The sequence below is a fragment of the Arcanobacterium hippocoleae genome, assembly GCF_040360365.1.
Lineage (GTDB): Bacteria > Actinomycetota > Actinomycetes > Actinomycetales > Actinomycetaceae > Arcanobacterium_A > Arcanobacterium_A hippocoleae_A.
Genome location: NZ_CP136412.1, coordinates 870,859 through 894,861, shown reverse-complemented (window position 1 = coordinate 894,861; position 24,003 = coordinate 870,859). Strand labels below are relative to the sequence as shown.

28 protein-coding genes and 1 pseudogene are annotated in these 24,003 nt (G+C 49.6%); 24 read left to right on the top strand and 5 right to left on the bottom strand.

The annotated features are described in order from the left end of the window. Positions 1 to 196: 196 nt before the first annotated feature. The 24 genes and pseudogenes from rpmE (at position 197) to RQN30_RS04610 (ending at position 19,810) form a co-directional block, all read left to right on the top strand. The gene (rpmE, locus tag RQN30_RS04725; RefSeq protein WP_353061479.1) at positions 197 to 409 is read left to right on the top strand and encodes a 50S ribosomal protein L31; all 213 of its coding nucleotides are present in this window, start codon (positions 197 to 199) and stop codon (positions 407 to 409) included. 186 nt (positions 410 to 595) lie between these two features. Continuing rightward, a pseudogene (gene prfA, locus RQN30_RS04720) lies at positions 596 to 1,722 on the top strand (peptide chain release factor 1). A 78-nt stretch (positions 1,723 to 1,800) separates the two neighbouring features. Then, complete coding sequence (locus RQN30_RS04715) at positions 1,801 to 2,511, top strand: N5-glutamine methyltransferase family protein (protein WP_353061478.1); 711 nt, start codon at positions 1,801 to 1,803, stop codon at positions 2,509 to 2,511. 44 nt (positions 2,512 to 2,555) lie between these two features. Next, a complete protein-coding gene (locus RQN30_RS04710) occupies positions 2,556 to 2,681 on the top strand; it encodes a hypothetical protein (RefSeq protein ID WP_353061477.1) in 126 nt (41 codons plus the stop codon). A 488-nt stretch (positions 2,682 to 3,169) separates the two neighbouring features. Further along, positions 3,170 to 3,730 carry an L-threonylcarbamoyladenylate synthase gene (locus RQN30_RS04705; protein ID WP_353061768.1) on the top strand — a complete coding sequence of 187 codons (561 nt, stop codon included), beginning with the start codon at positions 3,170 to 3,172 and terminating at the stop codon, positions 3,728 to 3,730. Continuing rightward, positions 3,712 to 3,837, top strand: a complete 126-nt coding sequence (locus RQN30_RS04700; protein ID WP_353061476.1) for a hypothetical protein — start codon at positions 3,712 to 3,714, stop codon at positions 3,835 to 3,837. Before RQN30_RS04705 ends, RQN30_RS04700 begins: the two co-directional genes overlap by 19 nt. 18 nt (positions 3,838 to 3,855) lie before the next feature. Further along, entirely contained in the window at positions 3,856 to 5,124 is a 1,269-nt protein-coding gene (locus tag RQN30_RS04695; RefSeq protein WP_353061475.1) for an MraY family glycosyltransferase, read from the top strand. Positions 5,125 to 5,226: 102 nt separating this feature from the next. Then, positions 5,227 to 5,667 (top strand): hypothetical protein, encoded by a 441-nt coding sequence (locus RQN30_RS04690; protein ID WP_353061474.1) that lies wholly within the window; start codon positions 5,227 to 5,229, stop codon positions 5,665 to 5,667. Between the two features lie 223 nt (positions 5,668 to 5,890). Then, positions 5,891 to 6,721, top strand: a complete 831-nt coding sequence (atpB, locus tag RQN30_RS04685; protein ID WP_353061473.1) for a F0F1 ATP synthase subunit A — start codon at positions 5,891 to 5,893, stop codon at positions 6,719 to 6,721. Positions 6,722 to 6,739: 18 nt separating this feature from the next. Next, positions 6,740 to 6,949, top strand: coding sequence for an ATP synthase F0 subunit C (atpE, locus tag RQN30_RS04680; protein ID WP_353061472.1), 210 nt, complete (start codon positions 6,740 to 6,742; stop codon positions 6,947 to 6,949). Between the two features lie 2 nt (positions 6,950 to 6,951). Further along, positions 6,952 to 7,530: a F0F1 ATP synthase subunit B gene (gene atpF, locus RQN30_RS04675; protein WP_353061471.1), complete on the top strand. Its 579-nt coding sequence runs from the start codon at positions 6,952 to 6,954 to the stop codon at positions 7,528 to 7,530. Beyond that, complete coding sequence (gene atpH / locus RQN30_RS04670; protein WP_353061470.1) at positions 7,530 to 8,348, top strand: ATP synthase F1 subunit delta; 819 nt, start codon at positions 7,530 to 7,532, stop codon at positions 8,346 to 8,348. The genes atpF and atpH overlap by 1 nt, the downstream gene beginning before the upstream one ends. Positions 8,349 to 8,456: 108 nt before the next feature. Continuing rightward, on the top strand, positions 8,457 to 10,088 hold the full coding sequence (gene atpA / locus RQN30_RS04665; protein ID WP_353061469.1) for a F0F1 ATP synthase subunit alpha: 1,632 nt from the start codon (positions 8,457 to 8,459) through the stop codon (positions 10,086 to 10,088). A gap of 2 nt (positions 10,089 to 10,090) precedes the next feature. Then, positions 10,091 to 11,002: a F0F1 ATP synthase subunit gamma gene (locus RQN30_RS04660; RefSeq protein ID WP_353061468.1), complete on the top strand. Its 912-nt coding sequence runs from the start codon at positions 10,091 to 10,093 to the stop codon at positions 11,000 to 11,002. Between the two features lie 48 nt (positions 11,003 to 11,050). After that, positions 11,051 to 12,505, top strand: coding sequence for a F0F1 ATP synthase subunit beta (atpD, locus tag RQN30_RS04655; RefSeq protein ID WP_353061467.1), 1,455 nt, complete (start codon positions 11,051 to 11,053; stop codon positions 12,503 to 12,505). A 12-nt stretch (positions 12,506 to 12,517) separates the two neighbouring features. Continuing rightward, positions 12,518 to 12,778 carry an ATP synthase F1 subunit epsilon gene (gene atpC / locus RQN30_RS04650; protein ID WP_353061466.1) on the top strand — a complete coding sequence of 87 codons (261 nt, stop codon included), beginning with the start codon at positions 12,518 to 12,520 and terminating at the stop codon, positions 12,776 to 12,778. Between the two features lie 6 nt (positions 12,779 to 12,784). Continuing rightward, positions 12,785 to 13,480 (top strand): endonuclease NucS, encoded by a 696-nt coding sequence (nucS, locus tag RQN30_RS04645; RefSeq protein ID WP_353061464.1) that lies wholly within the window; start codon positions 12,785 to 12,787, stop codon positions 13,478 to 13,480. A gap of 188 nt (positions 13,481 to 13,668) precedes the next feature. After that, entirely contained in the window at positions 13,669 to 13,968 is a 300-nt protein-coding gene (locus RQN30_RS04640) for an Rv1322 family protein (RefSeq protein WP_353061463.1), read from the top strand. Between the two features lie 12 nt (positions 13,969 to 13,980). Beyond that, complete coding sequence (locus tag RQN30_RS04635) at positions 13,981 to 14,754, top strand: alpha/beta fold hydrolase (protein ID WP_353061462.1); 774 nt, start codon at positions 13,981 to 13,983, stop codon at positions 14,752 to 14,754. Positions 14,755 to 16,414: 1,660 nt separating this feature from the next. Then, positions 16,415 to 17,494: a hypothetical protein gene (locus tag RQN30_RS04630; protein ID WP_353061460.1), complete on the top strand. Its 1,080-nt coding sequence runs from the start codon at positions 16,415 to 16,417 to the stop codon at positions 17,492 to 17,494. After that, positions 17,491 to 17,667, top strand: coding sequence for a hypothetical protein (locus RQN30_RS04625; RefSeq protein ID WP_353061459.1), 177 nt, complete (start codon positions 17,491 to 17,493; stop codon positions 17,665 to 17,667). Before RQN30_RS04630 ends, RQN30_RS04625 begins: the two co-directional genes overlap by 4 nt. Further along, on the top strand, positions 17,660 to 17,956 hold the full coding sequence (locus RQN30_RS04620; protein WP_353061457.1) for a hypothetical protein: 297 nt from the start codon (positions 17,660 to 17,662) through the stop codon (positions 17,954 to 17,956). Before RQN30_RS04625 ends, RQN30_RS04620 begins: the two co-directional genes overlap by 8 nt. A 14-nt stretch (positions 17,957 to 17,970) precedes the next feature. Beyond that, on the top strand, positions 17,971 to 18,687 hold the full coding sequence (locus tag RQN30_RS04615; RefSeq protein ID WP_353061456.1) for a hypothetical protein: 717 nt from the start codon (positions 17,971 to 17,973) through the stop codon (positions 18,685 to 18,687). A 127-nt stretch (positions 18,688 to 18,814) separates the two neighbouring features. Beyond that, positions 18,815 to 19,810, top strand: a complete 996-nt coding sequence (locus RQN30_RS04610) for a tetratricopeptide repeat protein (protein ID WP_353061455.1) — start codon at positions 18,815 to 18,817, stop codon at positions 19,808 to 19,810. A 31-nt stretch (positions 19,811 to 19,841) separates the two neighbouring features. Here RQN30_RS04610 and RQN30_RS04605 read toward each other — a convergent pair whose 3' ends face one another. From RQN30_RS04605 to RQN30_RS04585, 5 genes are all read right to left on the bottom strand, one after another. Then, a complete protein-coding gene (locus RQN30_RS04605; RefSeq protein WP_353061454.1) occupies positions 19,842 to 20,771 on the bottom strand; it encodes a LacI family DNA-binding transcriptional regulator in 930 nt (309 codons plus the stop codon). Continuing rightward, positions 20,744 to 20,917: a LacI family DNA-binding transcriptional regulator gene (locus RQN30_RS04600; protein ID WP_353061453.1), complete on the bottom strand. Its 174-nt coding sequence runs from the start codon at positions 20,915 to 20,917 to the stop codon at positions 20,744 to 20,746. The genes RQN30_RS04605 and RQN30_RS04600 overlap by 28 nt, the downstream gene beginning before the upstream one ends. A gap of 179 nt (positions 20,918 to 21,096) precedes the next feature. Further along, positions 21,097 to 23,280 (bottom strand): 1,4-alpha-glucan branching protein GlgB, encoded by a 2,184-nt coding sequence (gene glgB / locus RQN30_RS04595; protein WP_353061452.1) that lies wholly within the window; start codon positions 23,278 to 23,280, stop codon positions 21,097 to 21,099. Between the two features lie 232 nt (positions 23,281 to 23,512). Next, positions 23,513 to 23,776, bottom strand: a complete 264-nt coding sequence (locus RQN30_RS04590) for a hypothetical protein (RefSeq protein WP_353061451.1) — start codon at positions 23,774 to 23,776, stop codon at positions 23,513 to 23,515. A gap of 53 nt (positions 23,777 to 23,829) precedes the next feature. Then, positions 23,830 to 23,982 carry a hypothetical protein gene (locus RQN30_RS04585; protein WP_353061450.1) on the bottom strand — a complete coding sequence of 51 codons (153 nt, stop codon included), beginning with the start codon at positions 23,980 to 23,982 and terminating at the stop codon, positions 23,830 to 23,832. Positions 23,983 to 24,003 lie beyond the last annotated feature (21 nt).

Below are 24,003 nucleotides of genomic sequence, written 5' to 3'. Positions count from 1 at the left end.
CTGAGTAATCGCTCACGTATCTAGCTATTCATTGGAAAAAGTGGTTTAATAAAACGTCGGCTGCTGGTTCACCGTTTTATGGCGGCGCAATATTTTCCGGAATGCTGTTTTGGAATATTGTTTCGCAATCTGCCTTCGTCCGTACGAAGAAAGTGTAAATCGGACCCAGAGCACTAAACGATCCAAGGAGAATATTATGAAACAGGGAATCCACCCTGAATACACCCCAGTGCACGTGAGCTGCACTTGCGGTGCTGAGTTTGATACTCGCTCCACTCTTGCTACCGAGCATCTTCGTGTGGACGTCTGCTCAGCATGCCATCCGTTCTATACCGGTAAGCAGAAGATTCTTGATACCGGCGGCCGTGTGGCACGCTTCGAAGCACGTTACGGTAAGCGTAAGAAGTAGCTTTTATGCTGAGCGCCGGCTTTTTGCAATCCGCGGAAGCCGGCGCTCAGTGCATTTACGCCGGGTATCCAGAACTAATCCCTCCGTGATTTCTTACAGCATGCTGCGGTTCCGGCGCTAACTTTGAAAGCTAACTTTGAAAACAGCTTCCGACGGATACCGTGAAGGAGCGAATGAAGGAAAATAATGAGCTTTGAAAATCTCAATTTGTTATCTGAGGTGAAATATCCTGCTGCACAGGCGATGCTTGAAGAATATCGCGAGTTAGAAGTGCAGATGTCAAGCCCGGAAGTGCTGGCTAACCCCGATAAGCTGCGCTCACTTTCACGTCGGTATGCGCAGCTCGGTCCAGTAGTATCGCGGTACCAGAACTGGCTGCAGATTGAGCAAGATCTTCTTGAAACTCAGGAAATTGTAGAACTTGGCGGTGCAGATGGCGAGCTTTTTGCAGCGGAACTGCCGCGTCTGAAAGCTGCGTACGAATCTGCTGCAGAGTCGTTGCGCAATGCACTGATTCCGCGCGATCCGGATGATTTACGCGATGTGATTCTTGAAGTAAAAGCTGGTGAAGGCGGGGAAGAGTCTGCGCTTTTTGCGGCAGATTTATTGCGGATGTATCAGCGTTATGCCGAAACTAAAGGCTGGAATACGCAGATTCTCAATGCGACTGCGACAGATATGGGCGGATATAAGGACGTCCAAATTGCCGTGAAAGCGAAAAGCGTACCAGCAGACCCGGCTGACGGTGTTTGGGCGTGGCTAAAATTTGAAGCCGGTGTACACCGAGTGCAGCGTGTGCCAGTTACCGAATCTCAAGGACGGGTGCACACTTCGGCTGCGGGGGTACTTGTTTTCGCTGAGGTGGAAGATCCGGGGAAATCGAAATTAATGACAACGATTTGCGGATTGATGTTTTTCGTTCATCCGGGCCTGGCGGTCAGAGCGTGAACACCACTGACTCAGCAGTGCGAATTACGCATTTGCCAACTGGAATCACTGTTTCAATGCAAGATGAAAAGTCGCAAATCAAGAATCGTGAATCGGCAATGCGGGTGCTGCGGGCGCGGCTTCGGCAGATGCAGCTGGAAGAGCAAGCAGCGAAAGAGGCAGATCAGCGGCGAAGCCAGGTGCGTACCGTCGATCGCTCTGAACGGGTTCGAACCTATAACTTTCCGGAGAATCGGATTTCTGATCACCGGACTGGATATAAAGCATACAATCTTGATTCAGTAATCAACGGAAATCTTGACGCAGTGATTCAATCGCTGCGTGATCTGGATGAAGCAGAACGGCTGGAACACGCTGCTGGATAACGCTCTTGGGCGGCAGGATCAGCAGTTAAAACTCAAGGGTCTTAGTTCATACGAAAAATCTAAAACAATTGAGATGTCATGAAACCTTATGGGTGGTGGATGGAATTGGAGCAAAAGCAGAAGCTGACGGCAGCGTTAGCCGGCGCTGTACGCGAATTGGCTGCTGCTGGTGTGCCTTCGCCTGCTGTTGATGCGCGTGCACTTGCAGCGCATGTTTTGGGAAAACATCTTGCGTTGGCGCCGTCAGAATTTTCTCCGCAGCAATATGCTAATTTTTCATCTCTCGTTTCGCAGCGTGCGCAGCGAATTCCGCTCCAGCATTTAATTGGGAAAATGTGGTTTCGTTATCTTGAGTTAAAGTCTGTTCCGGGTGTTTTTATTGTTCGTCCGGAGACGGAACTCGTTGCAGGCGAGGCGATTTCGGAGATACAACGGCTGCAGCTTATTGGCGAAAAAGATCCGTTAACTATTGATCTTTGTACAGGGTCCGGGGCGATTGCGCTTGCCGTCGCCACTGAAACGAAGAATCGGAATGTGCATGCTGTGGAGTTAGCAGAGAATGCTTTTATGCTTGCGGAAACAAATAATATTGCGTACGGCTCTCCGGTGACTTTCCGCATTGGTGATGCGTTGACTGAGTTTAGTGAGTTTATCGGGAAAGCGGCTGTCGTGGTTTCGAATCCGCCGTATGTGCCGTTAACTCACGAGTTGTCGCCAGAAGTACTGGCTGATCCGGAGGAAGCACTTTTGGCGGCGGCGCCGACGGGCTTGATTTCCCGCGTAAACTAATTTTCCGTGCAGCACGCCTTTTGCGTGAAAGCGGAATGTTAATTATGGAACATGCTGATGAGCAGGGAGCGGCTGTTTGTGAAATTGCCCGTGCCGCAGGATTTGCGAATGCCCAGACGAAATTGGATCTCGCAGGTAAACCGCGTTACTTGATTGCGCGGAAAGCTTAGATGAAAGCTTAGATTTAGGGCGAAATGGATGGTTTTTATTCCCGACGGGAGAGCCCTCGCAACTTTAAGCCCATGACCTGCAGAAATGCAAACGCTCCCGACGGTAAAAATCTCAACCCAAGTTCTTGCCGCCAGTTACGTAACGAAAATGAGTTCTTGCCGCCAGTTACGGAAAGTTTTCTTCTTCCCGCCGCCAGTTACGTAACTTTTTATGTCTTGCCGCCAGTTACGCAGTGAAAAAGTTCTTGCTGGATTGCTGGACTGCTTGGAGTGCCGAAGTACCGGACTGCTGGAATACCGAAAAGTACCGAGTGTCAAAGTACCGGACTGCTGGAATATCTGGAATATCTGGAATATCTGGAATATTCCGCCGTACAATATTTAGATATTTTATCGCCGCCGACGGACTTTGCAGATCTAAACTTTCTGTGCGTTAAGATTACGGCTTTTTGTGAGAAACACGATGGGAACGGATAGTATTGGAGAGGATGAGAAAAGAGAAGATGATGATTTTTAACATGACTGGCGCAGAATATCAGATTGGGATTTCTGCAGCAATGTCTGCTATTAAAAGTTCCGAAGTGGTTTGCCTGCCGACAGATACGGTTTATGGAATTGGCGCTAATCCTTTCAATTCTGCCGCAATTGACGCATTGCTTGCAGCGAAATCGCGCACACGGCAGATGCCTCCTCCGGTGCTCGTACCCGATTTTTCGACGGCTGAAACGCTTGCTGCATGGATTAACCCAAAAGCGCGTTTGCTTGCCGAAAAGTTTTGGCCCGGTGCGCTTACGTTGATTTTTCCAGCGAAAGAAAATCTCGGATGGGATTTAGGTGAAACTCATGGTACCGTGGCGCTGCGGATGCCGGACGAACATATTGCACTGAAACTGCTTTCCCAGGCTGGTCCGCTTGCAGTAACCAGTGCGAACATTACCGGCCAGCCGCCGGCGCAGACGATTCAGCAAGCGCAAGCGCAGCTTGGCGAATCGGTGAGTGTCTATCTTGACGGCGGGAAAAGCCGCGGGGAGTGCCGTCGACAATTTTGAAATTTAATCTGGAAACTCCGGATATGGTCGAAGTGATTCGCGAAGGCGCGATTCCGTCGGAGCAATTGTGTGCGTTTGCCGGATTAAAATCCGGCGCCGAAGTTTAGAAGTTTAACGGAGGTAATGTGCGAGTCTATTTGCTCTTAATGCTGCTCTCGGGCGTATTTACATACCTGCTTGTGCCGGTCATTTTACATATTGCGCTCGCTGTGGGCGCGATTACGCAGGTTCGCGGACGTGATGTGCATACTGTGCCGATTGCAAGGCTTGGCGGTGTCGCAATGTATCTGGGGATGGCAATTACCTTTATCCTCGCTTCACAAATTCCGTTTGTTGCCAATACATTTGTGAAGGGATCGATCGTGTGGGGAATCCTGCTTGGCGCCGGAGCAATGTGTGTGATTGGGGTGATTGACGATATTTGGGAGTTGCACTGGTATGCGAAGCTTGCTGGTGAGATTCTCTCTGCAGCGATTATGGCATGGTTTGGCGTGCAGCTTCTTTCCGTGCCGCTGCTTGGTTTAACGATCGGATCTGAGCGGTTAACACTTTTAAGCACAATATTTGTGGTGCTTGTAGCGGCGAACGCGGTGAATTTTATCGACGGGCTTGACGGTCTGGCGGCAGGTGTGGTGGCGATTGCGGCACTTGCGTTCTTTGGTTATGCCTACTATTTAGTGCGTGAATCTTCTCCCGGTGATTATGCGTCGATGGGTGCGGCGGCGGTGGCGGTGCTTGTTGGGATTTGTGTTGGATTCTTGCCGCATAATTTTCATCAAGCCCGCATATTTATGGGAGATTCGGGGGCGTTAATGCTTGGAACAGTGATTGCGGGCGCTTCGATTACCGTAACTGGTCAGATTGATCCGGCAAATCTTACCGCGCGCATGGCGGTTCCGGCATTTATGCCGCTTTTTGTACCGGTTCTGGTGCTCTTAATTCCGCTTATTGATATGAGCTGGGCAGTTATTCGCCGAGTTAGCCACGGGAAATCTCCGTTTGAAGCGGATGCAGGGCACTTGCATCATCGGCTGCTTCGCCGCGGGCACTCACATTTGACTGCCGTTTTAATCTTATATATTTGGGCGGCAATTGCTTCGTTTAGCGCAATCGCCTTTGTTATTTTTCCGGCGCGGCTGGTGCTCATTCCGGTGAGTATTGCTTTCGTACTTGCGGTATTCGCGACGGCGCGGGTGCTTTCGCCGCATTTACCTGTAAATAAAGCAGGTTCTGATCCGACGGGTAACAATCTTTCGGCAGGAGAGGCTGCGGCTGCCGGCGGTAAAGAAGATAGAGAAGACAAAGAAAATAAAGAAGATAGCGAGTCGGACAGCCAATCTGCTTGGGAACCGTGCACGGAAATAGAATCCGGTGCGGTAAAAGTACTGAATTAATACCATGTTCGGGAAACGGAAAAATTACACTGCACCTGAAATACTGCGGGCAGCGGAAAGAGAAATCTGTGGGAGAACGGAAAATTAAGAGATTTTGGCGGGATGGGAGATGCAGCAGGTGAGTGCAAAAAACCGGGATACCGGCGCAGTGCCGACGAGTTACTGGCAGCTGTTGCTTTATTGAATCTGCTGATAGTGATTTTATTCGGTGCGGCTGCGGTACTGATTCTTTGGATGAATGGGATGCCGAGAAGTGCAGCCGGTTTTGGGTTAGGCGTGGGGATTGTCGGGATTGCAAGCAGTATTGCCTGGCTTTTTGACTTATTAATTAATCGCTTTCTGCAAGGTTTGCAAAAATATGCGCTGCCTTGTGCGTATTTTTTGAAAATAACGATGCTGTTGGTGTGTATGCCGCTGATTAGTTCGTGGGGATATCCGTCGCTAAAAGCACTGCTAATTGGGTTCGTAGCAGCGGTGATTCTCACTTTGTTAGGCACATCGGCAGTAATTATGCGCGCCGACGGCCCCGACTTTGAAACGTAAAATAGAAATGAAAAATTTACATGCGAATTTGCAAAACAGAATTAGTTAAATGAGATTTAGCTAAAATGTCATAATTCTTTGATGTATTTCGGTTTTCTCATGTAAAGTAAGAAAGGTCAGGCTTTACAAAATTGATTCGCAGCATCCTGGGAAAACTTGTTTGGAGAGTTTTTCCAGGATACGTATGAATCGGTACCAAACGTGAGTGTAGGGATTTTCGAAAGTGATTATTCTGCCCAGTGCTTTAATGATTCCGCTCTTGAACGCTGCAAGTAGTGATTCGGGTTTCAGCGGCCCTACTCTTGATCACGAATTTAATCCGGCACCGCTATTCTTCGCGGGGACCCCATTCGAGATGAACCGCATTATTTTGGTGCGCTTAATTGCCGTGTTGGTTTTGACATTGGTGATGGTGGTGTATGCACAGCGTGCGAAATTGGTGCCGGGGCGGGCACAAGGCGCTGTAGAATCTTTGATTGATTTCTCACGGGTGCAGATTGGTGAAGAAATCCTTGGCGCGGAAAATGCGAAAAAATATCAGCCGTTTTTGCTCACAATATTCCTCGGGATTTTGTTTATGAATCTCACCGGCGTAATCCCGGGATTACAGATTGCCGGTACTTCGCTGATTGGGATGCCGCTTGTGTTTGCACTAGCCGCCTATTTCGGGTTTATCGCAGCAGGATTGAAAGCACGCGGTCTAAAGTTCTTCAAAGAACAGCTTATGCCCCCAGGTGTGCCGTGGCCGCTGTATTTTTTAATGGTGCCGATTGAGTTTTTCTCCACCTTTGTGCTGCGCCCAATAACTCTCACCGTCCGTCTGCTTGCAAACATGGTGGCTGGTCACTTCATTTTGGTTTTGTGTTTCCTCGGCACACACTATCTTTATTTCACGATTTCCGGTGCACTTGGCGCCGGGCTCGGATCCATCACTCTTCTCGTCGGCATCATCTTTGTTGTCTTCGAGCTTTTTGTAGGCGCACTGCAGGCATACATTTTTGCGATGCTCAGCGCTGCTTACATTTCCTATCCATTTCAGCACACTGAAATCTAAACAAAAGGAAAGAATCCAATGATTGGTAACATCGCCACCATCGGTTATGGTATTGCTACTCTCGGTCCAGGTCTTGGCATTGGTTGGATCGGCGCAAAGAATCAAGAAGCAACTGCGCGTCAGCCGGAAATTAAAGGGTACTTGCGTGTGAATATGTTCTTGTCGGTAGCATTCGTAGAGGCCCTCGGTCTTATCGGCTTTGCTGCCGGATTCGTATTTGGAGCATAAGTATGTTTGGAACGGGTGATATTCTCGCAGTGGAAGGCGGCGGCGGATTCTATCATCTGCTCTTACCGTCACTTCCAGATTTGATTTGGGGTACACTCGCTTTCGTTTTCGTCGCAACGGTAATCCACAAGTTTGCATGGCCGACATTCATCCAGACGCTTGATGAGCGCACTGAGAAGATTGAGAATGGTTTAAAGGCAGCTGAGATTGCGCGCGCTGAGATTGCTTCAGAGCGTGAAAATCTTGCTGCAGAAATTGTTGATGCTCAGCGTGAAGCTGCGCTTGTTCGCGAAAAAGCGCAAGATAATGCGAAAGCGATTGTGAGTGAAGCACAGCGTAAAGCACGTCTTGATGCGGTTTCAATCGTTGATGCGGCGAAGAAGCGAATCAGTGCAGATACTGAAGCTGCAAACCGGACACTGAAATCTGATCTTGGCAGTCTGGCGACTGATCTTGCAGGGAAGATTTTAGGGGAAGCAGTTACTGATCAGGCTCTTGCTTCCCGGGTTATCGACCGCTTCCTTGATGAACTGGCTGAGACTCTCCCAGCAAAATCTGTAAGCAATGTGCAGGAGCATTAATGCGGTCAAGTAGTGAAGCTGCACTGCAGCGAATTAGTGAAATGTGGGGCGGGCTGCTCAGATCGTGTCCCGGAAAAGAAATCGAATATGCACGTGTAATATTTGATTCGGCTGATATTATCGGCGGCAGCGGAAGTTTGCGCGGTGCACTTGAAGATCTTTCACGGGACGCACAAGACCGCGCAGAGCTGGCCCGTGCAGTCTTTTCTGGAAAGGTCGAAGGGCCTGTTCTCGATTTAATCCTCGGAATTGTGCGTGAAAGCTGGGCGCAAGAGGGCGACCTCGTGCAGGCGCTTGAACTGATTGGTATCGACACAGTGCTGATCGGTGCGCAGCGGGAAGATCTTCTTTCAAAGACGGAAGAAGAACTTTACCACAGTATGCGGCTTTTGAAACAGCAGCGCGAATTGCGGCTTGTGCTTAACGATACGTACTATGCGCGGGGAAAGCGCTCACGGCTTGTGGAAAAGGTTTTTGCAAACGTGAACCCGTACAGCAGATTCCTTATTTCACATGCAGTGCGCCGAACTACGCATTACTCAATCGCTGCTTCGCTCAGCCGGTATGTGGAGCGCAGCGCAATCCAAGCAAAACATCTGGTCGCTGCGGTGATGAGCGCGATTCCGCTGTCCAGCGGACAAGAGAATCGTTTGGCAAAAATTTTGGAATCCCATTATGGCCAGCCGGTTCGGCTGCATACCACAGTTGAGCCGTCCGTTATCGGCGGCTTGCGAATCCATATCAAAGACGACGTAATCGATGGCACCTTAGCTACACGGCTGGCTGCGGTTAAAGATTCATTGAAAAAATATAACTAAATCTATTGCGAAGTATGTATTCTCGAGATACTCGCCAAAGCCGCTTTAGCGGCAAATATCGAGATCAGCAAGAAAACATACTTTGCTTCGAGCGAAGGAATAGAAGGAATGGCTGAACTAACCATCCAGCCGGACGAGATCCGGGCGGCGCTTGATTCTTTCGTCAGCTCCTACGAGCCAACGAAAGTAGCAAGCGAAGAGGTTGGCCACGTTACCCTTACCGCCGACGGTATTGCCCGTGTATCAGGGCTGCCGGGCGCGATGGCAAACGAGCTTTTGAAATTTGAAGATGGGACTTTAGGTTTGGCGATGAACCTAGAGGAACGCGAAATCGGCGTCGTTGTACTTGGCGATTTTGCCGGCATCGAAGAGGGAATGGAAGTTCGCCGCACGGGTGAAGTACTTTCAGTGCCCGTCGGTGAAGGATATTTGGGACGTGTGGTAGATCCGCTCGGCAACCCAATAGACGGTCTTGGCGAGATTGCCGATATTACAGAACGCCGTGCGCTTGAACTGCAGGCTCCTGGCGTGATGATGCGGAAGTCAGTACATGAGCCATTGCAAACGGGGATTAAAGCAATCGACGCGATGATTCCGATTGGCCGCGGACAGCGGCAGCTGATTATCGGTGACCGAAAGACCGGAAAAACAGCACTTGCAATCGACACAATTCTGAATCAGAAGTCTGCTTGGGAAACTGGCGATCCGCGCAAACAGGTTCGCTGTATATATGTAGCAATCGGCCAGAAAGGTTCAACGATCGCATCGGTGCGCGCAACGCTCGAGCGCGCAGGTGCCCTCGCATATACGACGATTGTTGCCTCCCCGGCTTCCGATTCAGCCGGATATAAGTATTTAGCTCCATACACCGGATCAGCAATCGGCCAGCATTGGATGTATCAGGGCAAGCACGTGCTGATTGTGTTTGATGATCTTTCGAAGCAGGCAGAAGCTTACCGTTCAGTTTCACTGCTGCTGCGCCGTCCCCCAGGGCGTGAAGCATATCCCGGCGATGTGTTCTACTTACATTCACGGCTCCTTGAACGCTGTGCAAAGCTTTCAGATGAACTCGGCGGCGGTTCAATGACAGGTTTGCCGATTATTGAAACCAAAGCAAATGATGTTTCGGCATACATTCCGACCAATGTTATTTCGATTACCGACGGCCAGATTTTCCTGCAGTCTGATTTGTTCAACTCGAATCAGCGTCCGGCAGTAGATGTGGGTATTTCGGTGTCGCGAGTCGGCGGTGATGCCCAAATCAAGGCAATGAAGAAAGTTGCCGGTACGTTGAAGATTACTTTGGCGCAGTATCGGGCACAGGCCGCGTTTGCAATGTTCGCTTCGGATCTTGATGCGGCAACACAGCGGCAGTTAACCCGCGGTGCGCGTTTGATGGAACTGCTGAAGCAGCCGCAATATACTCCGTATCCGATTGAACATCAAGTAGCTTCAGTCTGGATTGGAACCAAAGGCTATCTCGATGCAGTGCCGCTTGAAAAGGTTCATGAATTTGAAGCGCAGTTCCTTGCATACCTTGAGCAAAATACTTCTGTGCTTCACGATTTAAGCGAAACAGGTAAACTTGAAGAATCCACGGAAGCAGCACTAACAACTGCTGCTGAAGATTTTGCAAAGTCTTTTAAAGCCGCATACATGCCGGAACAAGACGAGAGCAAAACAGGCGAGTTGGAAGCTGAAAAGACTCAAGAACAGATTGTTCGCAAGAAGCGAGGCTGAAATTGGCGGGCAAACAGCGTATCTATAAGCAAAAGATCCGAGCCACCGGCACGCTCGAAAAGGTCTTCCGAGCTATGGAGCTGATTGCGGCTTCACGTATCGGCAAGGCGCGCGATGCTGCACTTGGGCAAGATCCTTATACGCGCGCGCTCACTGCTTCAATCGCGACAGTTGCTGCTCACGCACACGCTGACCATCCTCTGGTGAGAGAGCGGAAAGACACTAATCGGGTGATTGTGTTTGTGGTTACTTCCGACCGCGGCATGGCTGGCGCGTATTCTTCATCAGTTTTGCGTGAAGCTGACAAACTGTTAGCAGACCTGCGCGGGCAAGGTAAGGAGCCGGTGCTTTTTGTTTCCGGCCGTCGTGGTGATTCACATTTCCGTTTCCACGGTATACCCGTGGAAAAGAGTTGGGTTGGCGATTCCGATAAGCCGAAAGACGCAACATCACGGGAAATTGCACACCTGTTCTTGGATTTGTTCCTTGCACCGGCAGAAGCGGGCGGTGTAAGTGAATTGCATGTGGTCTCATCGAAATTTGTTTCGATGGTTTCGCAAGTAGTTGAGATTCGTCGGATGCTGCCGTTGGAAGTAGTCGATGCGGGCGCGGAACTCTCCCAGCATCTTGATGACGGAGTTGATGATTCAGCACCGCTCTACGAGTTTGAACCATCGGCACAGGAAGTTTTTGATGCCTTGCTTCCAATGTATATTGGGCAGCGTGTGCATTCGGTAATGCTTATGTCGGCAGCTGCTGAGCTTGCTGCACGGCAGCAGGCAATGCATTCCGCAACCGAAAATGCGCACGAATTGATTGAGAAATATACTCGTTTGGCGAATAACGCTCGTCAGGCTGAAATCACTACAGAAATTACTGAGATTATTTCCGGTGCGGATGCGCTGGGGAAGTAGTCCCGTCAACGAAAACCCGGTTGCCGGGATTGAAATAAGGAAGAGACAATGACCGTCGTAGACGAAACACAGAAAGTTTCCACCGGCCGTATCGTACAGGTCGTGGGTGCAGTTGTGGATATCGAATTTCCACCGGATGCGCTCCCAGATATCAATAACGCGCTGATTACTGAAGTTGATTTAGGTGAAGCCGGCGAAGACAAAAAGCTAAAGATGACGCTTGAAGTGGCACAGCATCTTGGAAATAATATTGTGCGCACTATTGCGATGAAGCCAACCGACGGTCTTGTGCGCGGCGCCACCGTGATTGATACGGGTGCGCCAATTACGGTGCCAGTGGGAGATATTACCAAGGGTCACGTTTTTAATGTGACTGGTGAACCATTGAATCTTGAAGATGGTGAAAAGTTCGAAGTCACCGAACGCTGGCCGATTCACCGGAAAGCTCCGACATTTGACGAGCTTGAACCGGAAACTAAGATGTTTGAGACGGGCATTAAAGTAATCGATTTGCTTACCCCATACGTGCAGGGCGGAAAGATTGGTCTCTTCGGCGGTGCAGGTGTGGGCAAGACAGTGCTGATTCAGGAAATGATTCAGCGTGTAGCACAAGACCATGGCGGCGTATCTGTTTTTGCTGGCGTGGGGGAGCGGACCCGTGAAGGCAACGATCTGATTAATGAAATGGAAGATGCCGGCGTGCTCGATAAGACAGCTCTTGTCTTTGGGCAGATGGATGAACCGCCGGGGGTGCGCCTGCGGATTGCGCTTTCCGGGCTGACTATGGCAGAGTACTTCCGCGATGTACAAAATCAGGATGTGCTGCTCTTCATTGATAATATCTTCCGTTTTACTCAGGCTGGTTCGGAAGTTTCCACGCTGCTTGGGCGGATGCCGTCGGCTGTGGGGTATCAGCCGACTCTTGCCGACGAAATGGGTGCGCTGCAAGAGCGAATCACTTCCACCCGCGGGCATTCGATTACCTCGCTGCAGGCAATTTACGTGCCGGCTGATGATTATACTGATCCGGCTCCTGCCACCACTTTCGCACATTTGGATGCGACTACGGAACTTTCACGCGATATTGCTTCCCGCGGTCTTTATCCGGCAGTGGATCCGCTTTCCTCTACATCGCGGATTCTTGACGCGCAATATGTGGGACAAGCACACTACGATACTGCAACCCATGTGAAAGCAATCCTGCAAAAGAATAAGGAACTCCAGGATATTATCTCGATTCTTGGTGTGGACGAACTTTCGGAAGAAGATAAGGTTACGGTAGCGCGCGCCCGCCGGATTGAGCAGTATCTCTCGCAAAATACTTACACTGCGAAGAAATTCACCGGAGTTGAAGGTTCAACTGTGCCGATTGATGAAACTGTGGAAGCTTTCCGTCGGATTTGTGATGGCGAATACGACCACATTCCAGAGCAGGCATTTTTCAATATTGGCGGGATTGACGATATTGAGCAGGCTTACCGGAAGATTCAGAGCGAAGACTAAGCCGAGGATTTTATGAAGCTCGAAGTAGTAGCACAGTCTGGAGAACTTTTCTCTGGAGAGGTTTCGGAAGTAGTGATAAATGCTTCGGAAGGTGAACTCGGGATTCTTCCCGGGCATACCCCGCTGCTTGCCGTAATTATTCCAGGAAAAGTTCGGTATCGTACTGCTGACGGCGGTGCAGGAGAAATTGTAACGAGTAATGGTTTTGTGACCGTCGATTCCGATTACATTATGGTGGTTGTGGAATCTGGCGGGAAAGATACCGAGGAGTAGACCCCAGTGCGGCTAGTTGTTGCCGATTGTTCTGTTGATTATTCCGGACGTCTTGACGCGCATCTTGAACTTGCGACGCGTTTACTGATGATAAAAGCTGATGGTTCCGTGTTGGTACACACCGACGGCGGTTCCTATAAGCCATTGAATTGGATGAGCGCGCCATGCCAGTTGACGGTGCGCGAGCCGGATTCAGCGGAGCTTTCGGCGGGTGCAGTGCAGGTATGGGATGTTGCGAGCAGAAAAACCAATGATCGGCTGGTTGTGCGAATTTCACAAATTCATCACGATATCGAACAAGCTTTTGGAATTGAGCCGGGGCTGGTAAAAGATGGCGTGGAAGCACATTTGCAGAAGCTGTTGGCAGAACAGGTGGAACTGATCGGCCCGGGGATGCAGCTCGTACGCCGCGAATATCCAACACCGATTGGTCCTGTCGATTTGATGGTGCTCGATGCACTTGGTGGCCATATTGCCGTCGAAGTGAAACGCCGCGGTGAAATCGACGGTGTAGAGCAGCTTACACGCTATCTTGAATATCTTGGGCGGGATTCCACACTTGTGCCGATCCGCGGTATTTTTGCGGCGCAGGAAATCAAACCCCAGGCCCGGGTGCTTGCGGAAGATCGCGGAATTGAATGTCTGGTGCTTGATTACGACGCGATGCGCGGTTTCGACAACCCTGAAGACCGATTATTCTAAAGCTGCGGTTATATCGTGAGTATTGCGGGATTTGCAGCTGCGGTGTAATACGCAGATTTTTCCGGTGCGGCGATTCAGGTCCCAGCACAATAGTGTAATTTTCAGATAAAATTGCAGTTGATTCGGTGCCGGCACGATAATCCCAATTTTGATTCGCTGCAGGGTAATTAATAAATCGGGAGAGCGAGATGCGTAAATCAAAGAAATATCAGCGTGCGGTTCGCCCGCTGAACACCGCAGCGATTATGGGGTATACGCATACAGAATTGGGCGCCGACGGTTTTGAATACAAGGTACATCATATTGTCAGCGGAAAAAAGCAGTACGTCTGTCCGGGATGTAATGGTGTGATTCTCGTTGGGGAGTCGCACGAAGTAGCTTGGACTGAAGCAGGCTGGTTTGGTGTGGAAGCGGGGCAAGCAGATCGACGGCATTGGCATACAAGCTGTTGGAGGGCACGCGGACGAGCACGCAGTTTCGGAAAGTGATAGTGTGAAAGTATGAGTACAAAACTTGCAATGAAACGCAGCGGCGCTCCGTCTTCGTGCCCGCTGGTATTGATTCACGCTCTTCCGCTTGATTCCTCAATGTGGGATCAAGTCCGGGAGAATCTTCAAGAAGTTGATATTATTACCGTAGATGCTCCGGGTTTCGGCGAATCTCCGGCAGGTGAGAATTTTAGTGAAACGCCGAGTATTCCTGCTTATGCAAGCGCGATTAAAGCTGTGCTTGATGACGCTGGTGTTACGCAGATTAAGATTGGCGGACTTTCAATGGGCGGTGCAGTGGCTGCCGAATTCGTGGCGCAATATCCGGAAATGATTGCCGGTCTTGCGCTGATGGATACCGGTATCGGTGCTGACGATGAAGGTAAGCGGGCATTCCGTGAAAACATGGCAGATATGGCGGAAAATGGTCAGGCTTATGAAGCGGTTGCCAATTGGACTACCACGATGGTTTCGCCGAATGTGACTGCAGAAGTGCAGACCTCGCTTGATCAGCGTTTCCGGAAAATTCCAGGCGATGCTTTGGCTTGGATCCAGCGGGCGATGGCGAACCGTTTAGACCGCACAGACGCAGTAGAACTTGTCGACGGGCCAGTGTATTTTGTCCGCGGTTCGGATGATGTTACCTGTTCTCTTGAGTATTTAATGAATCTGGCGTTGCGTGCAGAACGCCCGCGAATTGTTGAAATTGAGAATGCGGGACATTTCAGTGCGGATGAACAGCCTGCGGCGTTGGCGAAAATCCTTGCAGAGTTTGTTTCTGCTTAACACCAAATCCGCAGGCGTATTTTCGATTTTATCCCTCTGATTATTCGGTGCTGGCTGGAGAATTTTCGGTAATCTTGCGGATTGCGAGAGATTCTGTTGAATTTGTGAGAAGCGTGCGCATATCTTCAAGATAGGCACTGAGATTTTTCGTTGTTCTTCCAGTGAGGCAACGTGGGCGCTAGCACTTTGTTTTTCCGCTTCTGCGGCTGCTTCCGCTGCCTGACGCAGCTGGGCGGCTTCTTCCTGCGCGTGCAGCAGAATGTCATGCGCTTCAGCGTGAGCAGCCGCAAGGATTTCCTTTGATTGCGCAAGCGTAGTTTCGTTCATTTCAGTAGCGCGTTTGGCTGCTGCGGCAACCCGCGCTTCCGCCTCATTTACCTGCTCACGGGCGAGTGCGAGCAATTGTGCAGATTGAGTGCGCAGTTCAGTTTCTTTATCAGCTAATGCTTTTGCCGATGCGCTTTCACGTGCAGCAATCTCCTTTGCAGCTTCTTCACGAATTTGCGCCACTTCTACTTGCACGTCTGCACGTAATTTTGCCACTTCGGCTTCGGTTTCGTTCCGCATTTTAGCGACATCGCTTTCTGTTGCCGAACGAAGTTCGGTAACTTCCTGTGCTGCCTGTTTGCGCAGCAGTTCTGATTCATGTTCAGCCTGAGAGTATAATCCAGCTGTTTTTGTCTGCGCTTCTGCTGCAATCATTTTTGCCTCACGTTTTGCCGAAGAAAGCATTTCTTCGCTGATAATTCGGGTATTTTCAGTTTGGGTATGTGCGCTTTGCTGTGCGTCTGCTTTCACGGCAGCAGCTTCTGCACGCGCTTCCCGCAGGATTTCCTGGCTCTCCAACTCGGCGCTTTCCCGTAAGTTATCCGCCTTTTTCTGCGCATTTGCGACAATCTCTGCAGCTTCTTTCCGGGCGCGTGTCATTACATCAAGTGCCTGTTCTTCCGTCGAGCGAAGCAAACGTTCAACGCGGGAGCCAAGCCCTGAATAACTTGGCCGCTCCTGCTCGCGGACAGCTTCATGCGCTTTGGCAAGTTCGCCAGATAGCTGCAGAATTTGCGCGTCAAGGTGCGATACCTGCGCACGGGTAGTTTCGAGAGCCTGCTGCAGCTGCATTATTTTTGCTTCTACTTGTGCTCGATCGTATCCGCGCATTACTACCGGAAACAATTGTTGATTATCGCTCATAATGCCTCCATTAAAATCTGTGTGAAAGATTAAAGAATTTGAATCATCCAAATCAAGCCTATCGGAACTATCCAACGCAAGTAGGATGCGCGCTGGAGCGGAAGATAGTTGTGATACTGGTTTCCTGCCGGATGCGGCGATAGTGTTTAGCTGCACGATACACTACCAGCGAAATGAGTTCAATGCTCTGAGTTAATTCCTGCGGAAAATGTTTGCGGCAGCGGTATTGGGCAATTTTGCGTTAGTCTCCTGATTTGTGCTTATATCAGTTAAATTTGTAATGTTCATGGTTTAGCTCTCGGCGAGAATCTGGATGCGAGAATTGTTGTTAAATCGTTATACTGAGAGCAATGTGTTTGGAAGTGCCGTACACTCAAATCCTTAAGGAATTTTGCAGTGATTTAGCGGCACAGACGCGGTAACGAGCGGTTTTCAGCGGAAAAAATAATGCCAAGACTTTGAAACGTGAGTGTGGAAATTGAAAGATTTGTCGATAAAAAGGATTGCCGGCATTACGTTAAGTGTGCTGGGAATACTCCTGTCGCTTTTCGCCCTTGTATATGGGGCAATACGCAGTACTAGTACATCAGTAGAAGTTAAAGCAGCAGCTGAAAAATCCACATTTATTACCACTGCTCCGGGAGTACTTGGACTTTATAACGGCGCACCCGTGACTATTACCGCCGACATCCCGAAAAATACACCGCCAGGTACACAGCTGCTTTGGGCAATCGGACGCAGTGAAGACGTTTTGGCTTATGTAGGTGAATCGAGTGTAACCCAAGTTGCCGGATTGCAGACGAGCACTGAAGCGAAAGTTTCCGCAAAGCCGGCAAAAGCGCAGGTGCAGCAAACAGATACACAGCTGCTGCGCGACGGCACTCTCGTGATGGAAAAATCAGATTTGTGGGAAAAATCTGGCCGTGAAAGTAAGAAGCTGAAGCTGGAGTACACTGTACCGGCGAATACGCAGCGCTCTTTTATTGCTGCTTCTACTGCAGGAATCGCCCCGGATATTACAATCCGCTGGCAGGTAAAAGCGCAAGGATTTCCCACGGTACAGGTTGTGATTATCGGGATTTTGATTTCGCTCGTTGGTGTTTATCTGCTTTTTGCAGATAGTCAGTCGCGTGCACGTGTGAACTATTTCCGGAAACGTGAAGCTAACCGGAAAGCACATCGTGCAGCACAAGCCGGAGCGTTAACTGAAGTTCTGCCAATTTTCAAAGGTGATTTGGCAGCACCTGAAACAGACCGGAAAATTCAACGCGAACACACTGAAAGTGCCTTTGGTGCAAGTATTTTACCCGGAACTTCGCGGACGAGCGCGCTGCGTGCACGCGAACTTTCTGCTGCAGATCGAATCGTCATTCCGGTTTCATCCGAACCTGACAAAGATACGGGCACAGCGGTGCCCGAACCGGAGAAGCAAGCGGAGAAAATCGAAAACAGGGAAACGGCAGAAGCAGATTCCGCCCCGGAAGCAGATCAAACAATCATGCCGGATAACACTGCGGCGGATCCGGGTACAGAAAACGCAGAAGATTGAAATCGCTCTGGAATTTCACGGCTGCCGACGATGAAATCCCAAATCAGAATCACGGTGAATCCCAAAATGAATCCCTGGAAGAAAAACAGCATCATAAATTTATTGACCCGCAAAGCGAAGAAACATTATCGGAACAAGCTGAACTGCAAAAAGGCGGTGGAAACAATGCGTAAAGCAGCCGAAATCATCCTTGCAGGGATGCTCGCAATTGGGCTTACTGCATGTGCAAACGCAGTTGAAGTCCCAGCCGTGAAAACTACTGGAATCGCTGAACCAATCGTCAGTACGGAGAACTTTGAAACTATTCTCAAACAGGCAAAAGAAAATCTGGAAAAAGCTGACAAAACTCTTGACAGCACCCAACTGGGTGTGCGAATTGGCGGAGTAACGAAGTTTCAGCGGGAAGCACAGTATCGGCTGAAAAAATTCTCGGCGATAACTATCCGCTCGCTGCCGTCGTAATTGATCCAAAAGCAGTGCCGATTTCTGCCGGAACTGAATTTCCGCGTGTCGCGGCGAGTGTGAATCAGCCAACTGAAAAACAGAATTTCCAGACAATGAGCATCTGGGTGCAGGAAAGTGCACGTGCTGCTTATACACTCTGGGGGCAAACCTACCTTTTCCCAGATTTGAAAATTCCAAAGTTGAAGTCAAACCTCACCGATGTAAAGACGATTCGGAAAGCTGAAAAATACCTGACAGATCCGGCGCAGCTGCTGAATTCTTACACTGCATATCTCAATTCTGGCGAGCAAAAAGAACCGAAATTTAACGAAAGCGACCCGATTTTTACCCAGATTAAAGAACAGCGCGAACAGCTCAAAAATGCGCTTGGCCAGCTCGCAGCGGTGCAAACCGGAGCTGCAGTTGGGGATAAAGGATTCCAGCTAGTGCCGGCAGAAGGCGGCGGTGCGATTCTTACCGGCGAGATAAAATATAACGTCGTGGTAGAACGCAGTGATGAAAATGCAACACTGCGTTTAAAAGGCGAAATCGGTGCGCTAGCCTCCGGCAGTGCAGATCAGCCGCAGGTAGATGTGAAGAAAAACTCACCGCAAGCTATACACTGCTTGCAGCATTCTATCTTCCGCCGAAAGATACATCGAAAAAACAGCAGAATCAGACCGTGGAAGTTATTGGTGCGACAGCACCGACACTCGTATCTGTTACCAATGAGTAGCTCTTATCTTTAATCAGGAAAGTTGTCGAAAATATTATTAACCGAGTTGCTGATACAAATTTAGCAACACGTTATAATACAGAAATTGAGTTCCGGATTAGCGAATCGGTCTGGCAGAAAAGAAATAGAGGAGCAGTAAAATGGTGCAAAATTTCCCAGTAAATCTTTCAGGAGCAGTTGATTTAAGTGCTCTTGCCCAGGCTAATGCTGCAAAAACAGCTGCAGCGCCAGCCCGGAAAGCCGGAAACGATAATGCAAATCTCGTTAATGCAGATCACAATGGAAAAATTGCTGGTGCGCTGATACGCAAATTGAATGAAACGAACCTCAAAGATACGCTTGAACTTTCCGCGCAGGTACCATTCGTGCTCGTATTCTATTCTGCGCAATCGCCGAACTCTGAAAAACTGCGGAAAAGTGTAGAAAATTTGGCGGTGCAATACCAAGGCCGCTTTGGTGCGGGAACCGTTTCTACTGATGAACAGCCGGCAGTGGCGCAAGCTTTTGGAGTTAATGCTGTGCCGGCCGCCGCCGCATTGCTCCAGGGGCAGCCGATTCCGCTCTTTCAAGGGCTTCCAAATGAAGAAGATATTATCCAAACAATTGAAAAACTGCTCGCTGCTGCAGCACAATATGGAATCGTCGGCGTACTTGACGGAACCGAAACAGCAGATCAACAAACCCCGCCGGATCCGGAACTTTCACCGCTGCATCAGGAGGGGAATGCAGCGCTCAATGCAGGTGATCTTCCGCGTGCGCAGGCAGCATATGCAAAAGCTTTGAAAGAGAATCCGCATGATCTTGAAGCCAAGACCGCACTTGCGCAAGTAGAGTTACTGCAGCGGATGGATCTGCTGAATCCGAATCGAGATTCACATCTCGCGCAAGAAATCTTAATGAAAGCTGCAAAAGCTGATCTTGCAGATATCGCCCCGCATCTGGACGCAGCTGATATTGAGATGGCGCTTGGGCGTCCAGACGCAGCTTTTCGGCGTTTAATTGATGTGATTGCTGCTGTTGACGGCGAACAGCGGGAGAAAGCACGTGAACGGATATTAAGACTTTTTGAAACGCTCGGTGCAGAGCATGAACTTGTGAAAAGTTCCCGACGTGCACTTGCAAACGTGCTTTTCTAACTGATTTTCGCATATTCGCCAAAATTTGGCGTTACTGCTGCCGCTTCTGTAATGCGCCGGTAGAAGCACGAACCACTAACTCCGGCGGGAATTTCATTGATTCAAATGCTGGTTTTTCGCCGCGAATCATCGAAATCAGTGTCGCAACAGCTGCATCTGCCATTGCTTTTACCGGCTGGTGCAAAGTAGTGAGCGGCGGATTTGTGAATGCGGCAAACTGTGAATCATCAAAACCGATTACCGAAACATCACGCGGTACGTCCAAACCAATATTCTGAAAATAACGAATCGCACCAAGCGCCATCACATCTGAAGCAAAAATCATTGCCGTGCATCCCTTTTTGCGGAGCGCTGCGGCAGCGGCTTGACCTCCTTCAACCGTATAAAGTGTATATTCTTGTTTCGGAACAACATTTGGCAGGAGCCGGCGCATTGTTGCGGTATATGCTTCGCTCTTTGCCCGTGAGACACCAAAACGGATCGGACCTGTAGCCAAACCAATTTGCGTATGTCCCTGCGAAATCAAGTGCCGTACGGCAAGAGCGGCAGCAAAATGGTCATCACAGCTAAAATCAGGATTTTGCAGTGCCGGATTGGCGCCGTTAATCGTCACATATGGAATTCCCTTTTCAATAATCCGCTGATAATGGTCAAGATTCGCAGTTAAATCCGCATGCAGACCGGAGAGGAAGATAATACCGGCAACGTTATGCTCGAGCATTGCGTCTACATAAGTTTGTTCGGTAGTGGAACCAGCATGCTGCGCAGTAAGCAACGGAGTATAACCCTGCATTGACATTGCGGTTTGTAATTGCTGCACAAAAATCGGAAAAATCGGGTTTGTCAGTTCCGGTACAATCATCCCAATCAGCCCGCTGGAACGTTCACGGAGTTTTTCTGGCCGTTCATAACCGAGCAAATCTAATGCTTTAATCACTGCATGACGTGTTTCAGGCGCCACGAGTTTTTATCATTAAGTACGCGTGAAACAGTGGCTGTTGAGACGCCTGCTTGTTTTGCAATATCTTCAAGCCGAATTTTTCCTGCCATAGCTGAGATTTCACTTCCTTGTGCAAAAATTCCCGATGCGAAAATTCCCGTAACCAAACTTTCGGCACAGTGCGCTTCCGGGGAATGGAATACCTGAAAAATTCGAAAATATTTCAGCAGCCTGCAGTGATTCTTCTGTACGGAAATCTGTAATAAACATCTGCAGGCAGCTGAAACAGGCTGCAGTTTGCAGCTGCCTGCAAAAAGCAAACACTGCAAACTGCAATAAATCCTTCCTAACTGTTATTTGCCGGAGCGAGGAACACTACCCCGTAAGGCGGAAGCTGTACCTGTGCGGAGAACGGACGCCCGTTCCAGCCAACCGCTTCTGCCGTTACCTGACCAAGATTACCTACGCCCGATCCGCCGAATTCAGCAGCATCGGAATTAAAAATCTCATCCCAAGCGCCGCCCGCAGACAGCCCGACACGGTAATCGTTGTATGCGACGCCGGAGAAATTACAAAGTACTGCAACTTGTTCGCTGCCGTCACGAGATTTCCGCAGATATGAGAGCACATTGTGATCGCCGTCGGTTACATCAATCCACTCGAAACCGGAATTGCTGAAATCATCCGACCAGAGTGCAGAATGCGTTTTATACACTTCGTTCAGCGCTTTCACACAGCTCATCACACCATCATGCTGCGGATTATCGGTAAGCCACCAGTCAATCGAGCGTGCCTCAGACCACTCATCAATCTGTCCGAACTCTTGCCCCATAAAGAGCAGCTGTTTTCCGGGATGAGACCACTGATATGCGTAGAGCAGCCGCAATCCCGCAAGCTTCTGCCAATGATCTCCAGGCATTTTGTTATATAACGATCCTTTCCCATGCACAACTTCGTCATGCGAAAGCGGAAGGAGGAACTGTTCTGAGAAAGCGTAAACGAGTGAGAAAGTCAGCTCGCCATGATGCCACCGACGGTTAATCGGCTTTTCCTGAAGATACCGGAGCGTATCATTCATCCAACCCATATTCCACTTCAGCCCGTAGCCAAGACCGCCGTTTTCAGTCATTCCCGTAACGCCGCCCCACGAAGTAGACTCCTCAGCAATCATCATGATTCCGGGGAACTTGCGGTAAGCCGTCGCATTAACTTCCTGAATAAAAGAAATTGCTTCAAGATTCTCACGGCCGCCGTAAATATTTGGCTGCCAGCGTCCATTTTCCCGTGAATAGTCAAGATAAAGCATTGAAGCGACGGCATCGACACGAATCCCGTCGATATGGAATTCATCAAACCAGTAAAGCGCGTTTGCAACTAAAAAGTTTCGCACCTGATTCCGGCCGAAGTTGAAAACTAACGTTCCCCAATCTGGATGTTCTCCGCGCAGCGGGTTCGGATCTTCGAAAAGAGCTGAACCGTCAAATTTCGCCAGCGCCCATTCATCTTTCGGAAAATGGGCAGGCACCCAGTCCATAATTACCCCAATTCCCGCCTGATGAAGTTCATTAATCAGATACCGGAAATCATCGGGAGAGCCGAAACGGGCCGTCGGAGCATAATACGAAGTTACCTGATAACCCCAGGAAGGACCGAATGGATGTTCCGCCACCGGCAGGAACTCTACATGCGTAAACCCGAGATATTTAACGTGCCCAATCAGCTGTTCAGCCAGTTCGCGGTAACTCAATCCCTTTCGCCATGAACCGATATGCACTTCGTACACTGAAACCGGACCTGCATGCGGATTAGTGTGCTCACGCTGATTCATCCAATCCTGATCTGACCACACAAAATCTGAATCAGTAATTACTGAAGCCGTCGACGGCGGAACTTCAGTACAACGAGCTAACGGATCAGCTTTCTGATGCCAAGAACCGTCTTGATATTGAATCTCAAACTTGTACCGGTTCCCTGCAGCTGCGTTCGGAATGAAAATCTCCCAAATCCCAGTTTCACCCAGACAGCGCATTGCGGCAGTGATACCATTCCAGCCGTTAAAATCACCGACCACCCGCACACAGCGCGCAGCCGGAGCCCAGACGGAAAAACTTGTTCCATGCACTTCGCCAAGCACCGAATCATAGGTGCGCACATGTGCGCCAAGCATTTTCCAAAGCTCTTCGTGGCGTCCTTCAGCGAAGAGATACTTATCTACTTCACCGATAGTCGGCAAGAACCGGTAGGCGTCGTCTGAAGTGTACTCTGAGTCGCCATAGACTGCACGCACACGATAGTCAGGAATCTGCGTATCCGGCAGCACACACACCCACACGCCATTATGCTCATGCTGTGCTGGAAACTCGCCTGCGGGGGTAACAATATATACCTCTTCAGCGAACTGCCTAATGACACGAATCGTAATATTTTCTCCGTCGCTATGTGCTCCGAGTACATCGTGCGGAGCATGATAAGCGCCATTCGAGACGGCGTTAAGAACATCAGTATCGACGGTAATTGCCTGAGGGCTCATTTCAGCCTTCTTTCCATATGAATGCGATGTGTTTTGCTTTCTGCAGCAAATCAGAATTAGCAATATGCTTTGCAATATGATTCTGAAAAGTTTCATCAGCGAAACGACATATCTGAATATACATCTAGATTACTACGTTTATTGTCTCAGCTCACACTTTTCGCGGATTAAGAAATAATCACGCTGAATCCAACGCTCTAAACAGGTAAATATCTGGAAACTAAAGCTCCGGCTAATAGCGGTGAGAACCGAGAATCTTCCCGACTCCGCGAAGCGGAATTTGCAGCCAACGCGGACGGTAAGTTGCCTCATACACTACCTCGTACAATGCTTTTTCGAGAATCAGAGCGTCAAGAAGCACTGCTTCATCCGGAGACAATACGCCGTATCCGGCAAGAAACAGCTTTATTGCTTCATTCGCCCACGTGAGCGTAGTGCTGCTTGGTTTCCCGCTCAGCTCTGCAGCGCCGGCAGCATAGGAAAAAGAACGAAGCATTCCGGCCACATCGCGCAGCGCCAAACCAGGCTGACTTCGCTCAGCTAAAGATTTTAGCGGTTCTCCTCAAAATCGAGAGCAATCCATCCGCGTTTCGGCACGTTCAGCACTTGCCCAAGATGATAGTCGCCGTGAATCCGCTGTGCCTGCGGCCATTCGACAGCGAGTGCAGCATCAAAAATTGCGTCAATTGTTTCCCGATTCACTGCCAGATTCGGCGCTGCAGC

Bases quoted from the DNA above. Each gene is read 5' to 3' on its own strand.
- RQN30_RS04610 (WP_353061455.1), top strand. From the start codon at position 18,815: ATGGTGCAAAATTTCCCAGTAAATCTTTCAGGAGCAGTTGATTTAAGT.
- RQN30_RS04710 (WP_353061477.1), top strand. From the start codon at position 2,556: ATGGAACATGCTGATGAGCAGGGAGCGGCTGTTTGTGAAATTGCCCGT.
- atpC (WP_353061466.1), top strand. From the start codon at position 12,518: ATGAAGCTCGAAGTAGTAGCACAGTCTGGAGAACTTTTCTCTGGAGAG.
- atpD (WP_353061467.1), top strand. From the start codon at position 11,051: ATGACCGTCGTAGACGAAACACAGAAAGTTTCCACCGGCCGTATCGTA.
- atpE (WP_353061472.1), top strand. From the start codon at position 6,740: ATGATTGGTAACATCGCCACCATCGGTTATGGTATTGCTACTCTCGGT.
- atpF (WP_353061471.1), top strand. From the start codon at position 6,952: ATGTTTGGAACGGGTGATATTCTCGCAGTGGAAGGCGGCGGCGGATTC.
- RQN30_RS04640 (WP_353061463.1), top strand. From the start codon at position 13,669: ATGCGTAAATCAAAGAAATATCAGCGTGCGGTTCGCCCGCTGAACACC.
- rpmE (WP_353061479.1), top strand. From the start codon at position 197: ATGAAACAGGGAATCCACCCTGAATACACCCCAGTGCACGTGAGCTGC.
- RQN30_RS04590 (WP_353061451.1), bottom strand. From the start codon at position 23,776: ATGCTTCGTTCTTTTTCCTATGCTGCCGGCGCTGCAGAGCTGAGCGGG.
- RQN30_RS04635 (WP_353061462.1), top strand. From the start codon at position 13,981: ATGAGTACAAAACTTGCAATGAAACGCAGCGGCGCTCCGTCTTCGTGC.
- RQN30_RS04705 (WP_353061768.1), top strand. From the start codon at position 3,170: ATGAGAAAAGAGAAGATGATGATTTTTAACATGACTGGCGCAGAATAT.
- atpA (WP_353061469.1), top strand. From the start codon at position 8,457: ATGGCTGAACTAACCATCCAGCCGGACGAGATCCGGGCGGCGCTTGAT.
- RQN30_RS04620 (WP_353061457.1), top strand. From the start codon at position 17,660: ATGCGTAAAGCAGCCGAAATCATCCTTGCAGGGATGCTCGCAATTGGG.
- RQN30_RS04715 (WP_353061478.1), top strand. From the start codon at position 1,801: ATGAAACCTTATGGGTGGTGGATGGAATTGGAGCAAAAGCAGAAGCTG.
- atpH (WP_353061470.1), top strand. From the start codon at position 7,530: ATGCGGTCAAGTAGTGAAGCTGCACTGCAGCGAATTAGTGAAATGTGG.
- RQN30_RS04690 (WP_353061474.1), top strand. From the start codon at position 5,227: ATGGGAGATGCAGCAGGTGAGTGCAAAAAACCGGGATACCGGCGCAGT.
- glgB (WP_353061452.1), bottom strand. From the start codon at position 23,280: ATGAGCCCTCAGGCAATTACCGTCGATACTGATGTTCTTAACGCCGTC.